The organism is Kribbella steppae, from assembly GCF_004342025.1.
Taxonomy (GTDB): Bacteria; Actinomycetota; Actinomycetes; order Propionibacteriales; family Kribbellaceae; genus Kribbella; species Kribbella steppae.
This window is the reverse complement of record NZ_SLWN01000011.1, coordinates 301,602-314,278: the sequence shown is the minus strand read 5'-3', so window position 1 is coordinate 314,278 and position 12,677 is coordinate 301,602. Positions and strand designations below refer to the sequence as shown.

The window sequence follows — 12,677 nt, the reverse complement described above, 5'->3', positions numbered from 1 at the left end:
CCGGTTCAGCCGGCCGGCTCGCTGGGTTCAGCAGGTGCCCACAGGAGGTCGGCGGTGCCGGCGTGGAGGCGGCCTCGGTAGACGTCGATCTTGTGGTCGATCAGTTCGAGGTTGTCCTGGAGCTCGGCGAGTTTCGCGAGCACCTCGGCCCGGTGGGATTCGAGGAGCTCCAGGCGGTCCTTCTCGTTGCCGCGGCCGGCCGAGACGAGTTCGGCGTACCGGCGGATGGTCCGGATCGGCATACCGGTGGCGCGCAGCCGCGTGCAGACCTTGATCCAGTCCAGGTCCAGCTGCCGGTAGCGGCGGCGGTTGCCGGCGGTTCGGTCGACGGTGGTGACCACCAGCCCGGCGCGTTCGTAGTACCGCAGGGTGTGCACGCTCACGCCGGTACGACGTGCGGCCTCGGCGATGCTGATCCCGGTCTCGGCAGGTTCCTTGACTTCGAGCACGCTCTAAATCCTAGCGTCGTGGATATGAGTGCTCCAACGCTCCCGACCACCGCCCCGACCGAGCTCAGCCGGCGCCGTCGCCTCGGCGTGCTCGCGATCTGCTGCGCCAGCATCATCGTCGTGGTGATGGACATCTCCATCGTCAACGTCGCGCTGCCGTCGGTTCGCGCCGACCTCGGTGCCTCGATGTCCGACCTCCAGTGGACGGTCGACGCCTACACGCTGGTCCTCGCGAGCTTCCTGCTGCTGGCCGGTTCCACCGCCGACCGGATCGGTCGCCGCCGGGTGTTCCTGACCGGGCTCGTCCTGTTCGGTCTCGGCTCACTGCTGTGTGGCCTCGCACCGAGCGTCGGCTGGCTGATCGGCGCCCGGACGGTGCAGGCCGTCGGCGGCACGATGCTGAACCCGGTCGCGATGGCGATCGTCGCCACCACCTTCCCGGACCGGGCCGAGCGGGCCCGAGCCATCGGGGTGTTCGGATCGATGTCCGGTCTGGCACTGGCCTTGGGCCCGATCCTCGGCGGTGCGCTGGTCGACGGCTTCGGGTGGCGTGCCGTGTTCTGGATCAACCTGCCGATCGTCGCGTCGGCGATCGTCTGCGCCGCCCTGTTCGTACCGGAGTCCCGCGCGGCCCGCGCGCGCCGGGTCGATCCGATCGGGCAGATTCTCGTGATCCTCGTCCTCGGCAGCGTCGTCTCCGCGATCATCGAGGCCGCAAGCCTGGGCTGGACCTCGCCGGTGATCCTCGGTCTGCTCTTGGTCGCCCTCCTCGCCGCGGTCGGCCTTCTCGTCTACGAACCACGCAGAGCCGATCCGCTGCTGGAGTTGCGGCTGTTCCGCAGCGTCCCGTTCAGTTCGGCCATCCTGATGGCACTCTTCGCGCTCTGCGGATTCGGCGCCTTCCTGTTCGTCACGACGCTGTACTTGCAGAACATCCGCGGCCTTTCGGCGCTCACCGCCGGGCTCTGCCTGCTCCCGGTGGGAGCAGTGATCTTGGTCCTCTCACCGTTGACCGGCCACGTTGTCGGCGCCCGAGGTCCCCGCATTCCGCTGGTGATCGCCGGTGCCGCCCTGGCCATGGGTGCCGCCGCATCACTCTGGATCGAACCAACCACGCCGCTTCCGGCTGTGCTCGCGATCTACCTGTTCTTCGGTCTCTTCCTGGCCACGGTCAACCCACCGATCACCAACACCGCGATCTCCGGAATGCCCACGTCCATGGCCGGCCTGGCCGCCTCCGTCGCCTCGTCCGCCCGCCAGACCGGCACCACCCTGGGAGTAGCTGTCGCCGGCACGATCGTCGGCTCGACAGCCAACCCGCAGGCTTTCACCGCCGCCGAACACCGAGTGTGGTCGATAGTCCTCGCGCTAGGCCTTGGCATCCTCGGTCTGGCCTTCGTGAGCACCACTCGGACTGCTGAGCGGTAGCCCGAACTTGGTCACGAGACCAGGCGTGCTGAAGACATGGACGTGGGTGAGGCCGGCCGAGGTGGGCGTGAGCAGAGCAAGTCCGAAGGCCTGGTAGGTCCCGTCGGCATCGCGGAGATAGGCGGCGGCCGCCGGCTGGCCGTTGGCCACCGTGCCGATCATCCGCCAGTCGCCAGGGGAACCGACCGCTGTGGCCAGCAGGCGAAGGCAATTGACCCGGCCGGAGAACCAGGTGCTGGTGCCGACCAGTTCGATGGCCGCGTCGGTGCGGAGGGCTCGTTCCAGGGCTGCGACATCGGCCTTCTCGAAACCGGCGATGTATTCCGCGAGCAGGGCGCGGGCCTGGGGATCGGTCGGTTCGATGACGTCGGAGCGATCTGGGGCCGTCTCGTCGAGGCGGGCGCGGGCTCGTTGCAAGGTGCTCTTCACCGCCGCGACCGTGGTGTCGAGCATCGAGGCGACCTCAGCGGCGGGGAAGGCGAGAACCTCGCGCAGGATCAGTACGGCGCGCTGCTTCGGCGGGAGGTATTGCAAAGCGGCGATCAGTGCCAGCCGCAGACTCTCCCGGGTGGTGACGATCGCCGCGGGATCGAGCAGGGAGTCCGGGATCGGCTGCACCCACGCGACACCGGGATCGGAGTCCACCGCAGCGGGGTCGTCGCTGGGACCACCGAGACCCGACGGGAGCGCCCGCCTGCCGCGCTGCTCGAGCGCGGTCAGGCAGGCGTTGGTGGCGATCCGGTACAGCCAGACCCGCACCGAGGAACGGCCTTCGAAGGTCGAGTACGAGCGCCAGGCCCGCAGGTACGTCTCCTGCACCAGATCCTCGGCCTCGTCCACCGAGGCGAGCATCCGATAACAGTGCGCCAGCAGTTCCTTGCGGAATGGTTCGGTACGACGCTCGAACTCGGCCATCACGGCTCCCTGTGTAGCACCGGCCGGACCCAGGCGGCCATCCGCTGAATCGCGTCGTCCGCCTCGGGTGCCCGGCCGGCCGCCATCTGGAAGGTGTGCTGCATGTCGGGGAAGACATCCAGCCGCGCCTCGACGCCTGCCTTGCGGGCATGCTCGTAGAGCAGTCGAGCATCGTCGACCAGCACCTCGTCCCCGCCGACCTGGATGTAGATCGGCCCGAACCCGGTCAGATCGCCGTACAGCGGGTTGACCAGCGGATCGCGGGGATCGCCGCCTTCGCCGACGTACATCGCGGCCAGGTCGCGGACGAGGTCCCGGTGGAAGTAGGCATCCCGGTCCCGGTTGGCGTCGTACGAGTCGCCGGTGACCTCCATGTCCACCCACGGGGAGAACGGCATCGCGGCGGCCGGTAGCGGCAGGCCCTGCTGCCGGGCGCGCAGTTGGGTGGTGATCACCAGCCCGCCGCCGCAGGAGTCGCCGGCGAACACGATCCGGGCCGGATCGACGCCCTGATCGAGCAGCCAGCGGTAGACCGCGGTCGCGTCGTCGACCTGGGCGGGGTGCGTGTGTTCGGGTGCCAGGCGGTAGTCGAAGACCAGCGCCCGCGCGCCGACGGCCTTGGCGAGGTGGCCGAACATCTTCCGGTGCGAGTAGATCGACCCGCTGAGGAACCCGCCGCCGTGCATGCACAGCAGCACCCGATCCGGTACGGCGTCCTTCGGCACGATCCACAACGCCGGCACCTCGCTGACGGAGAGGTAGTCCACATCGCGAGGCTCGCTGGTCAGTCCGGCCCAGGCGTGGTCGGCGGTCTCCCGGTCGGGTTGCTCCGCCACCGGCAGTTGACTGGTCAGGCGAGCCGTCGCCCAGTGCCGCACGACCGCTTCTGACTGCTTGCTCGGCATCCTTGCCGTCCCTTCGTCGATGAGCTTTCCCCTGTACAGACCCGGGGAGGAGCGAAAAGGAATCGGTGACGATGCGTGCCCGGCGTGCTTGACTGGAGTATGAGTGCGCCTGGTGCCGGGCCGCCGCTGTCGGCCTCGGAAGAGCGGACGTGGGGGATGCTGGCTCACGTCGGTGTGTTCGTCGCGGCCTGGTTCGCGATGGGGTTCCTGTGCCCGCTGGTGATCTGGCTGGTGTACCGGTATCGGTCCGATTTCGTCCGGCGGCATGCGCTGGAGTCGCTGAACTTCCAGCTGTCGCTGCTGATCTACACCGCGGTCGCGGTGGTGCTGATCCTGATCACGTTCGGCCTGGGCGTGCTGATCATCATCCCGCTGGTGGTGATCGGGGCGGTCGCGGCGCTGGTGGTGATCATCCTGGCCACGATGGCAGCCTCCAGCGGCAGCGACTACCGCTACCCGCTGTCGATCCGCCTGGTGCGCTGATCCAGTTGGACCAGCAGTCACCCTTTTGGCAGAGTTCCGGGCGTGGAGCTGATCGGCCAGGGGATGGAAGGTGCCGTCTACGATCTCGGTGACGGCCGGGTGCGCAAGATCTGGTTCGATCGGCGGCCGGACGACGTACGCCCGCTGAAGGCGTTCCTCGACGAGCTGCCGCCGCTCCCGTTCCGGACGCCGCGGATCCACGAGATCACCGCGGATGCCGACGGGCAGGCGGTCAGCGAGGAGGACCTGCTGACCGGCACCGCACTGCAGGAGTCCGGCGTCGCCGAGGAGCAGGCGCTCGACGCATTCGTCGCCGTGGTCGAGGCACTCCGCGCGACCGTCGCGGGTCCGGCGAGCAAGGCGCTCCCGGTCCTCAACCAGCCGTTCTGGCGCGAGGACCTGTCCTGGGGCGAGGCGCTGGCCGCCCTGGTACGACGACGTGCCGCCGAATCCCGTCACCACTTCCGGCGCGACGTACCCGACTTCGACAACCTGCTCGAGACCCTGACAACGCGACTGGCGACGATCGAGCCGGACCGGCTGAGCGTCGTCCACGGTGATATCTGTCAGCCCAACCTGCTGATGGACGGGCCGCGGACTGCCGCGGTGCTCGATTGGGGGTTCTACTCGACGGCCGGTGACAACACCTTCGACGCCGCGCTGGCAGCCGGGTTCTTCGACATGTACGGCCCCGATGCGCAACGGCTCGACAATCTGCTGCTCGACCGGTTCGAGCGGCTCGGGCACGACCGGCAGCGGATGTACCTGTACCGCGCGGCGTACGCCATCACCACCGCGACCATCTATGACGCCGACGCCGGCGACGGTCACTACGTGTGGTGTGTCGGCAACCTCAACCGACTGCCTAGATGATCGGCTCCCCGTCACGCAGGTTGTGCAGCGTGGAGGGATTGTCGAGGATCATCGGCAGCCGGCGCGCGTTCAGCGGCGACACCAGCCCTTTCAGTGCGTCCGGCGCATGCCAGGCCACTCCGCGGATCTCGAAACCGTCGGGATGCAACGTGTCCACCAGTGACGGGTCGTGAACGCCACCGTCGTACAGGATCTCGACGGCGTCGCCCCATCCCTCCCAGCGGGGTAGCCAGTCGATCGCGAGTACGCCGACCAGCGGCAAGGCGACTCCGAGCTCCTCGTGCATCTCACGGGACGCCCCGGTCGCCGGGTCCTCATCCGGCTCGACCACACCGCCGGGCAGCTCCAGATCCTTCTTGTAGCTGACCTGACACAGCAGCACCCGGCCAGCGGTGTCCCGCACGATCACATGCGCGATGACCCGCTTCTTCGGCAAAGCCGAGTCCATCAAGGCGGTCCAGCCCGTCAACGTATTCGGGCGCGGGTCGTCCTTCCGCATCCCGTACACAGCCACGTCGCGGCGTTCGTCGTCCACCAGCGCCGCACCACGCAGCACGCCCTCGCGCCGGAACCCGGACCGGATCGCGACCCGGGCCGACGCATGGAGCTCCGGGTCCACCTCGACCTGCAGCCGCTCCATCCCAAGCTCACCGAAGGCGTACTCGGCCACCAGCTGGACGGCCCGCTGCGCGACCTCGGGCCCGCCGTCCATGGCCCACGTGACCAACCCGACACCAGGGGTTGTCCGCCGTACCTCGACCGTGCCGAGCGCTCCGCCGTGCTCGACGTCGAAGGTCACCAGCTGTGGATCCTCCTGCGACAGTCGCAGGGTCAACTCACCATCGGTCAGTGGATGTACGGCGGTCACCCGGTGAACGCTACCCGGTGCGCCCCAACACTCAACCTCACGGGTTGTAGCGCAGGAACACCGTGGACAGGGGTGGGACGGACAGTTCGGTGCTGGTTTCCATGCCATGCCAGCCGGGGCCATGGGCGTCGACGGCGCCGAAGTTGCCGACACCCGAGCCGCCGTAGACGTCGGCGTCGGTGTTGACCGCCTCCTGCCACTGGCCGCGGTACGGAAGGCCGAGCCGGTAGCCGTGGTGCGGGATGGCGGAGAAGTTGGAGATGCAGGCGATGGCGGGCTCGCCGTCGTCGCCGTACCGGAGGAAGGAGAACACGTTGTTACCTGCGTCGTTGGCGTCGATCCAGCTGAACTTCTCCGGCGAGTGGTCGGTCCGCCAGAGTGCCGTGGTGTCGCGGTAGACGCCGTTCAGGTCGCGCACCAGTTGCTGCAGGCCACGGTGGTCGGCGTGGTCCAGCAGCCACCAGTCGAGCTCGCCCTTCTCGGACCACTCCGACTCCTGGCCGAACTCGCAGCCCATGAACAGCAACTGCTTGCCCGGGTGCGCCCACATCATCGCCAGGTAGGCGCGCAGGTTCGCCAGTTGCTGCCAGCGGTCACCCGGCATCTTGCGCAGCAGCGAACCCTTGCCGTGCACAACCTCGTCGTGGGACAGCGGCAGGACGAAGTTCTCCGAGTAGGCGTACATCATCGAGAACGTCAGCTCGTGGTGGTGGTACTGCCGGTGGACCGGCTCGTGCTCCAGGTAGCGCAGCGAGTCGTTCATCCAGCCCATGTTCCACTTGAAGCCGAACCCGAGCCCGCCCAGATGCGTGTCCCGGGTGACCCCCGGCCACGAGGTGGACTCCTCGGCCACGGTGATGACACCGGGCACCCGCTTGTAGAGGGTCGCGTTCATCTCCTGCAGGAACGACACCGCCTCCAGGTTCTCGCGGCCGCCGTACTGGTTCGGCACCCACTGACCCTCGGTGCGGGAGTAGTCGAGGTAGAGCATCGAGGCGACCGCGTCCACCCGGAGGCCGTCGATGTGGAACTCCTCGGCCCAGTAGATCGCGTTCGCGACCAGGAAGTTGCGCACCTGCGGCCGGCCGAAGTCGAAGACCAGCGTGCCCCAGTCCGGCTGCTCGCCGCGGCGCGGATCCGGGTGCTCGTACAGCGGCGTACCGTCGAACCGGGCCAGCGCCCAGGCGTCCTTCGGGAAGTGTGCCGGCACCCAGTCGACGATCACGCCGATACCGGACTGGTGCAGCCGGTCGACCAGGAAGCGGAAGTCGTCGGGGTCGCCGAAGCGCGAGGTCGGCGCGAAGTACGACGTCACCTGGTAGCCCCAGGAGCCGCCGAACGGATGTTCCATCACCGGCATCAGCTCGACGTGGGTGAAGCCCATCTCGTTGACATAGGCAACGAGCTCGTCGGCCAGCTCACGGTAGGACTTGCCCTTGCGCCAGGAGCCGAGGTGCACCTCGTAGACGCTCATCGGCTCGGCATAGGCGTGCGAGGCCGCGCGCCGCTCCACCCACTCGGCGTCGTTCCACTCGTACGACGACTCGTGCACGACGGACGCGTTCGCCGGGGGAGTCTCGGCCAGGTTCGCCATCGGGTCGGCCTTCTGCCGCCAGACGCCGTCGCGACCGCAGATGTCGAACTTGTACCGCGTGCCCGGGCCGACACCCGGAACGAACAGCTCCCACACACCGGACGACCCGAGCGACCGCAGCGGATGCGCGCGGCCGTCCCAGAAGTTGAAGTCCGCGGTCAGGCGGATGCCCTGTGCGTTCGGGGCCCAGACGGCGAACGACGTACCGGTGATGGTTCCGGCCGGGCCGTCGTACCGGCGGACGTGGGCGCCGAGCACGGTCCACAACAGCTCGTGGCGGCCCTCGCCGATCAGGTGCAGGTCGACCTCGCCGAGTGACGGCAGGTAGCGGTACGGGTCGTCGAGCTCGAGCGCGGGCCCGTCGGTGTAGGCCACCTCGAGGCGGTAGTCGGGCACCTTGTCGACATCGAGTACGCCGACCCAGACACCTTCGAACTCGTGCCGCAGCTCGACCCGCTGGTCGTCGTACAGCACAACGACGGACTGGGCGAACGGGCGCAGCACGCGGACGGTGACACCATGGTCGCCGAGATGCGGCCCGAGCACCTGATGGGGATCGTGGAACGTCCCGCCGACCAGCCGCTCCAGGCTCGTCCGATCAACCGGAACCGCTGTCACCACAGGCTCTTCGGTCGCCACCACCGGCGCCTCGAAAGCATCGGTTGCCGGCCCGGCGTCGTGCTCGCTCGATCCCATAAACCCCATCCTGCCCGATCCATCGGCCATCTACCGCACCCCCGTACCCGTCGATGCCGGACGTACACAAAGGATCAGGCGCGCGGGGCCGCGGTCGACTCGCGGATGATCAGTTCAGGGCGGAACAGCAGCGACTGGCCCTTGCTCGGGGAGGAGTCCTCGAGCCGGGCGCGGAGCAGGCCGAACGCCTCGGCGGCCATCTCCGGCATCGGCTGCCGGACGGTGGTCAGCGTGGGTGCGTAGAGGTCGGCGAGCACGATGTCGTCGAAGCCGACCACGGACACGTCCCGGGCGACCTCCAGGCCGCCGTCGCGGATGCCGCGGCAGACTCCGAGGGCGCACATGTCGTTGATCGCCACGATCGCGGTCGGCGGCTCGTCGAGGGAGAGCAGCTCGGCAGCGGCCGCGCGGCCCAGCTCCGACGCCTCGACGTCACCGAAGGCGTCGCCGCCGCTGCCGCTCGGCGCCAGCAGCGCCTCGGCCGGGTCGAGGCCCGCTCGCTCCAGCCCGGCCACGAAACCGCGGTGCCGCTCCTTGCGGTTGATGCTGGCCAGCGCGCCGGAGACGAAGGCCAGCCGGCGGTGCCCGAGGTCGGTGAGGTGCCGGGTGGCCAGCTCGCTGCCGACGGCGTTGTCGACGCTGATGCTCACCAGGGACGCGGGGTCGCCCGCCTGCGCGGTCCGGTCGAAGGCGACCAACTGAAGCCCCCGCTCGACCAGCGGCATGACGTGCTCGAGGGAGGGCAGCGACGAGCACAGTACGACGCCGTGCACGCCGTCGGCCCAGAGTTCTTCGATGTAGTCGCGCTCGCGGCGGGGATCGCGCTCGGAGTTGCAGAGCAGCACGTGATAGCCCTCAGCCAGTGCGGCCGACTCCAGATGCCGGGCCAGTGCACCCCAGAACGGGTTGCCGACCGACGGGACGACCAGCCCGACGGTCTGGTTGCGGCCAGTGCGGAGCTGGCGAGCGGCCCGGTTCGGCCGGTAGCCGAGTTTGTCGATCGCCGTCTCGATCCGCTGCCGGGTCTCCGGCAGCATCCGGTGACTCCGCCCGTTCAGCAGATTCGACACCGTGCTCGGCGAGACACCGGCCGCTGTCGCCACCTGCTGGATCGTCACCTCTCCCATGGTCACCCCGCGCATTCTTCCCTGAAGCTCACCGTCCTGCCACTAGGTGGTGTAACGATGCAGCAGATATGCCTCCAAGTCTAGAACAGAATCCGGTCATGGTGAGGTCTTGACGTCCGAGAATCTCCATCTCTAGCATCGGTGCATCGTTGCACCAACCGCCATCACCAGCGCCGGTGCCGGCGGTAGATCGTTGCACCAAATCCATTCCGGTCGCAGCACCACGAAAGGGCGCGCCATGGAGTACACCCGCAGATCAGTCCTGACGGTCCTCGGCCTCGGCGCGCTCGGCGCCGCCACCGGGTGTTCGGCCGCGCCGGAAGGCAGCCAGGCCGCGGCCGACGGGCCGGCCGAGGGCGAGATCACCCTGCTGACCCCGATCTTCGAGGGCAGCACGGGCAAGCAGTTGCTGGAAGGCAAACTGCTGCCGGCGTTCAAGCAGAAGAACCCGAACGTCACGGTCAAGGTCGACTACACGACGTACACCGCGCTGAACGAGAAGCTCACCACCGGGCTGGCCGGCGGTCTGATGCCGGACGTGGTGATGCTCGGCGTCGGCTGGATCCCGCCGTTCGCGCACAAGAAGGTGCTCGCCCCGTTGCCGGAGTCGCTGGCCACCCGGTACCAGTACGAGAAGCGGGTGCTGGAGCCGTCCCGGTACGACGGGAAGCTGTACGCGCTGCCGTTGGTGCTGGACACCCGGATCGTCACCTACCGCAAGGACATGTTCGCCGAGGCCGGCATCACCGCACCGCCGAAGGACTGGGCCGAACTCCGCACGATGGCCAAGGAACTGGCCCGCACGAACGGCTCCGGCAAGCTGACCCGGGTCGGGTTCGACCCGTTCTCGATCGATCTGCGGCAGTGCTGGGAGACGTTCCTGTTCGCCAACGACGGCAACCTGTTCGACGAGTCCGGCCAGCAGGTCCGGTTCGACGACGAGCGGGGTGTCGAGGCGTTGCAGCTGTTCCTGGACGTGGTGAAGGACAAGTCGGCCGACTTCTCGTTCAAGTCGGCGGCCGGTCAGCCGAGCACGCTGGCCCAGGGCCGGTCGGCGATGATGATGGCGAACAACTCCCTGTGGGTGCAGTTGCAGCAGCAGAACCCGGAGCTGCTGAAGGAGGACAAGGTCGGCGCGTTCATCCTGGCCAACAAGGTGCCGGCGATGTTGCAGGGCGGGACCCTGGTGGCCCGCTCGGCCTCGACCAAGCACGCGGCCGCGGCCCAGGCGCTGGTGGAGTTCCTGGGGACGCCGGAGACGATCCTGCCGACCGCCCAGCAGCGGGGATCGGTGCCCGGTGTGCAGGACCTGCGGACCTCGGACTACGTCAAGAGCAACGGTTTCGTGAAGCTTGCCCTGGACAACATGAACAAGGCCCGGTCCGAGGGTGGGACGCCGGCCTGGATGGAGATCCGGGAGAAGATCAAGACCACCCTGGAGACCGCCGTGGTCGGCCAGCGGACCGCCAAGGAAGCCATCGACGAACTGGCGAGCCTGAGCAAGGAAGCGATCTCGCGGCTGTGAGCGGAACCGTCGTGTCGATGCCGGAGCGGGTGCGCGAGGCCGCGCCCGGTCCGGCCACCACCCCACCCCGCCGGCGACTGTTGCGGAGCCGGCGACGGGCCGGTCTGCTGATGGTCGCCCCGGCGCTGCTGCACGCGACGATCTGGATCGGCATCCCGCTGGTCGCCGCGGTGGTGCTGAGCTTCACGTCGTACGACGTGCTGACGCCGCCGCGGTTCGTCGGACTCGAGAACTTCCGCGACCTGTTCGGCGACGACGTGTTCCGTCGCGCGGTGCTGAACACCAGCATCTACACCTTCTTCACCGTCCCGGTGGCGATGGCGATCGCGCTGCTGATCGCGTTGATGCTGAACACCAAGCTGACCGGACGGGCGATCTTCCGGACCGCGATCTTCATCCCGCAAGTGACCGCGACCATCGCGGTCGCGCTGGTCTGGCTGTGGATCTACGACCCGCGCAGTGGCTTGGCGAATGCCGTGCTGTCGTTCCTCGGCCTGTCCGGGCCGAACTGGCTGTCCTCGACCAGCTGGGCGATGCCGGCGGTGATCGCGGTCGGCATCTGGCAGGGCATCGGCCTGAAGATGCTGATCTACCTGGCCGCGCTGCAGAGCCTGCCGGCCGAGCTGTACGAGGCGGCATCGGTGGACGGTGCGTCGAAGGTCCGGCAGTTCTTCAGCCTGACCCTGCCGTTGCTGAAGCCGGCCACCTTCTTCGTCTTCGTCACCTCGGTGATCGGTGCGTTCCAGTCCTTCGACCAGGTCTACATCCTGACCGACGGCGGCCCGGCCAACAGCACCACGATGATGACGTACGAGATCTACAAGTCCGCGTTCCGGGAGTTCCGGATGGGGTACGCCTGCGCGCAGAGCCTGGTGCTGTTCGCGCTGCTGCTCGTCCTGACGCTGGTGAACCGGCGGATCACCGGAGGCGACCGTGGCTCGCGTTGACCTCCGCCGGCCGAGCCCCGGCCGGATCGCGCTGTACCTGACCCTGACCGTGATCTCCGCGGTGATGATCGTCCCGTTCGTCTGGATGCTGCTCACCTCCGTGAAGACCCCGGCCGACATCGCCGCCGCACCACCCCGGCTGTTCCCGACGGAATGGGCTTTCGGCAACTATGCCGACGCGCTCGAGGCTGCTCCGTTCGCGACGTACGCGCGGAACAGTTTCGTCATCGCGGCCAGCCATACGATCCTCAACGTGGTGATCGCCTCGATGGCCGGCTACGCGCTGGCGCGGCTGCGGTTCCGGGGGAGCACGCTGATCTTCCTCGGCTTCGTCGGGGCGCTGATGATCCCGACGTACACCAAGATCCTGCCCGAATTCCTGATCGTGCGGTTCATGCCGCTGTTCGGCGGGAACGACATCACCGGTCAGGGCGGAACCGGGTGGCTGGACACCTGGTGGGCGCTCATCATCCCGGGCGCGGTCAGCCCGTTCTCGGTGTTCCTGTTCCGGCAGTTCTACCTCGACCTGCCGGTGGAGCTGGAGGAGGCGGCCCGGCTCGACGGTCTCGGTGAGCTGGGCATCTACGCCCGGATCATGACGCCGTTGGTGAAGCCCGCGTTCATCACGGTCGCGCTGCTCACCTTCGAGGGGTCGTGGAACAACTTCCTCTGGCCGCTGCTGGTGACCAAGAGCGACAGTCTGCGGGTGATCCAGGTCGGGTTGTCGGTGTTCCGCACCGAGAACGACACCCAGTGGGCCTTCCTGATGGCCGGTACGACGCTGGCCACCGTTCCGATGGTGGTGCTGTTCCTGATCGGGCAGCGCTACTTCGTCCAAGGTTTCGCGACCGCGGGGATCAAATGACA

12 protein-coding genes are annotated in these 12,677 nt (G+C 68.1%); 6 read left to right on the top strand and 6 right to left on the bottom strand.

Annotated elements, in window-relative coordinates; genetic code table 11:
- Window positions 1-5 precede the first annotated feature (5 nt).
- Window positions 6-449 (bottom strand): MerR family transcriptional regulator, encoded by a 444-nt coding sequence (locus EV652_RS30680; RefSeq protein ID WP_132212743.1) that lies wholly within the window; start codon window positions 447-449, stop codon window positions 6-8.
- 24 nt (window positions 450-473) lie between these two features.
- Between EV652_RS30680 and EV652_RS30675 the strand changes: the two genes are divergently transcribed.
- A complete protein-coding gene (locus tag EV652_RS30675) occupies window positions 474-1,877 on the top strand; it encodes an MFS transporter (protein ID WP_132212742.1) in 1,404 nt (467 codons plus the stop codon).
- Here EV652_RS30675 and EV652_RS30670 read toward each other — a convergent pair.
- Window positions 1,818-2,792, bottom strand: coding sequence for a sigma-70 family RNA polymerase sigma factor (locus tag EV652_RS30670; protein WP_132212741.1), 975 nt, complete (start codon window positions 2,790-2,792; stop codon window positions 1,818-1,820). The two genes, EV652_RS30675 and EV652_RS30670, sit on opposite strands and share 60 nt — an antisense overlap.
- The gene (locus EV652_RS30665; protein WP_132212740.1) at window positions 2,792-3,697 is read right to left on the bottom strand and encodes an alpha/beta hydrolase; all 906 of its coding nucleotides are present in this window, start codon (window positions 3,695-3,697) and stop codon (window positions 2,792-2,794) included. The genes EV652_RS30670 and EV652_RS30665 overlap by 1 nt, the downstream gene beginning before the upstream one ends.
- Window positions 3,698-3,796: 99 nt before the next feature.
- On the opposite strand from EV652_RS30665, the gene EV652_RS30660 reads away from it, so the two are divergent.
- Both EV652_RS30660 and EV652_RS30655 read left to right on the top strand, forming a co-directional pair.
- Window positions 3,797-4,180, top strand: a complete 384-nt coding sequence (locus tag EV652_RS30660; RefSeq protein WP_132212739.1) for a DUF4870 domain-containing protein — start codon at window positions 3,797-3,799, stop codon at window positions 4,178-4,180.
- Between the two features lie 42 nt (window positions 4,181-4,222).
- Window positions 4,223-5,053, top strand: coding sequence for a phosphotransferase (locus EV652_RS30655; protein WP_132212738.1), 831 nt, complete (start codon window positions 4,223-4,225; stop codon window positions 5,051-5,053).
- Here the strand turns inward: EV652_RS30655 and EV652_RS30650 are convergent.
- From EV652_RS30650 to EV652_RS30640, 3 genes are all read right to left on the bottom strand, one after another.
- Window positions 5,046-5,921 (bottom strand): NUDIX hydrolase, encoded by an 876-nt coding sequence (locus EV652_RS30650; RefSeq protein WP_242002108.1) that lies wholly within the window; start codon window positions 5,919-5,921, stop codon window positions 5,046-5,048. The two genes, EV652_RS30655 and EV652_RS30650, sit on opposite strands and share 8 nt — an antisense overlap.
- Window positions 5,922-5,958: 37 nt before the next feature.
- Window positions 5,959-8,211 carry a 1,4-alpha-glucan branching protein GlgB gene (gene glgB, locus EV652_RS30645; protein WP_132212736.1) on the bottom strand — a complete coding sequence of 751 codons (2,253 nt, stop codon included), beginning with the start codon at window positions 8,209-8,211 and terminating at the stop codon, window positions 5,959-5,961.
- A 74-nt stretch (window positions 8,212-8,285) separates the two neighbouring features.
- Window positions 8,286-9,338, bottom strand: coding sequence for a LacI family DNA-binding transcriptional regulator (locus EV652_RS30640; RefSeq protein WP_132212793.1), 1,053 nt, complete (start codon window positions 9,336-9,338; stop codon window positions 8,286-8,288).
- A gap of 238 nt (window positions 9,339-9,576) precedes the next feature.
- Between EV652_RS30640 and EV652_RS30635 the strand changes: the two genes are divergently transcribed.
- The 3 genes from EV652_RS30635 to EV652_RS30625 are packed head-to-tail and all read left to right on the top strand — an operon-like array spanning window position 9,577 to window position 12,675.
- Entirely contained in the window at window positions 9,577-10,863 is a 1,287-nt protein-coding gene (locus tag EV652_RS30635) for an ABC transporter substrate-binding protein (RefSeq protein ID WP_132212735.1), read from the top strand.
- Window positions 10,860-11,810: a carbohydrate ABC transporter permease gene (locus EV652_RS30630; protein ID WP_199238477.1), complete on the top strand. Its 951-nt coding sequence runs from the start codon at window positions 10,860-10,862 to the stop codon at window positions 11,808-11,810. The genes EV652_RS30635 and EV652_RS30630 overlap by 4 nt, the downstream gene beginning before the upstream one ends.
- Window positions 11,797-12,675: a carbohydrate ABC transporter permease gene (locus EV652_RS30625; RefSeq protein ID WP_242002107.1), complete on the top strand. Its 879-nt coding sequence runs from the start codon at window positions 11,797-11,799 to the stop codon at window positions 12,673-12,675. Before EV652_RS30630 ends, EV652_RS30625 begins: the two co-directional genes overlap by 14 nt.
- Window positions 12,676-12,677: the final 2 nt, after the last annotated feature.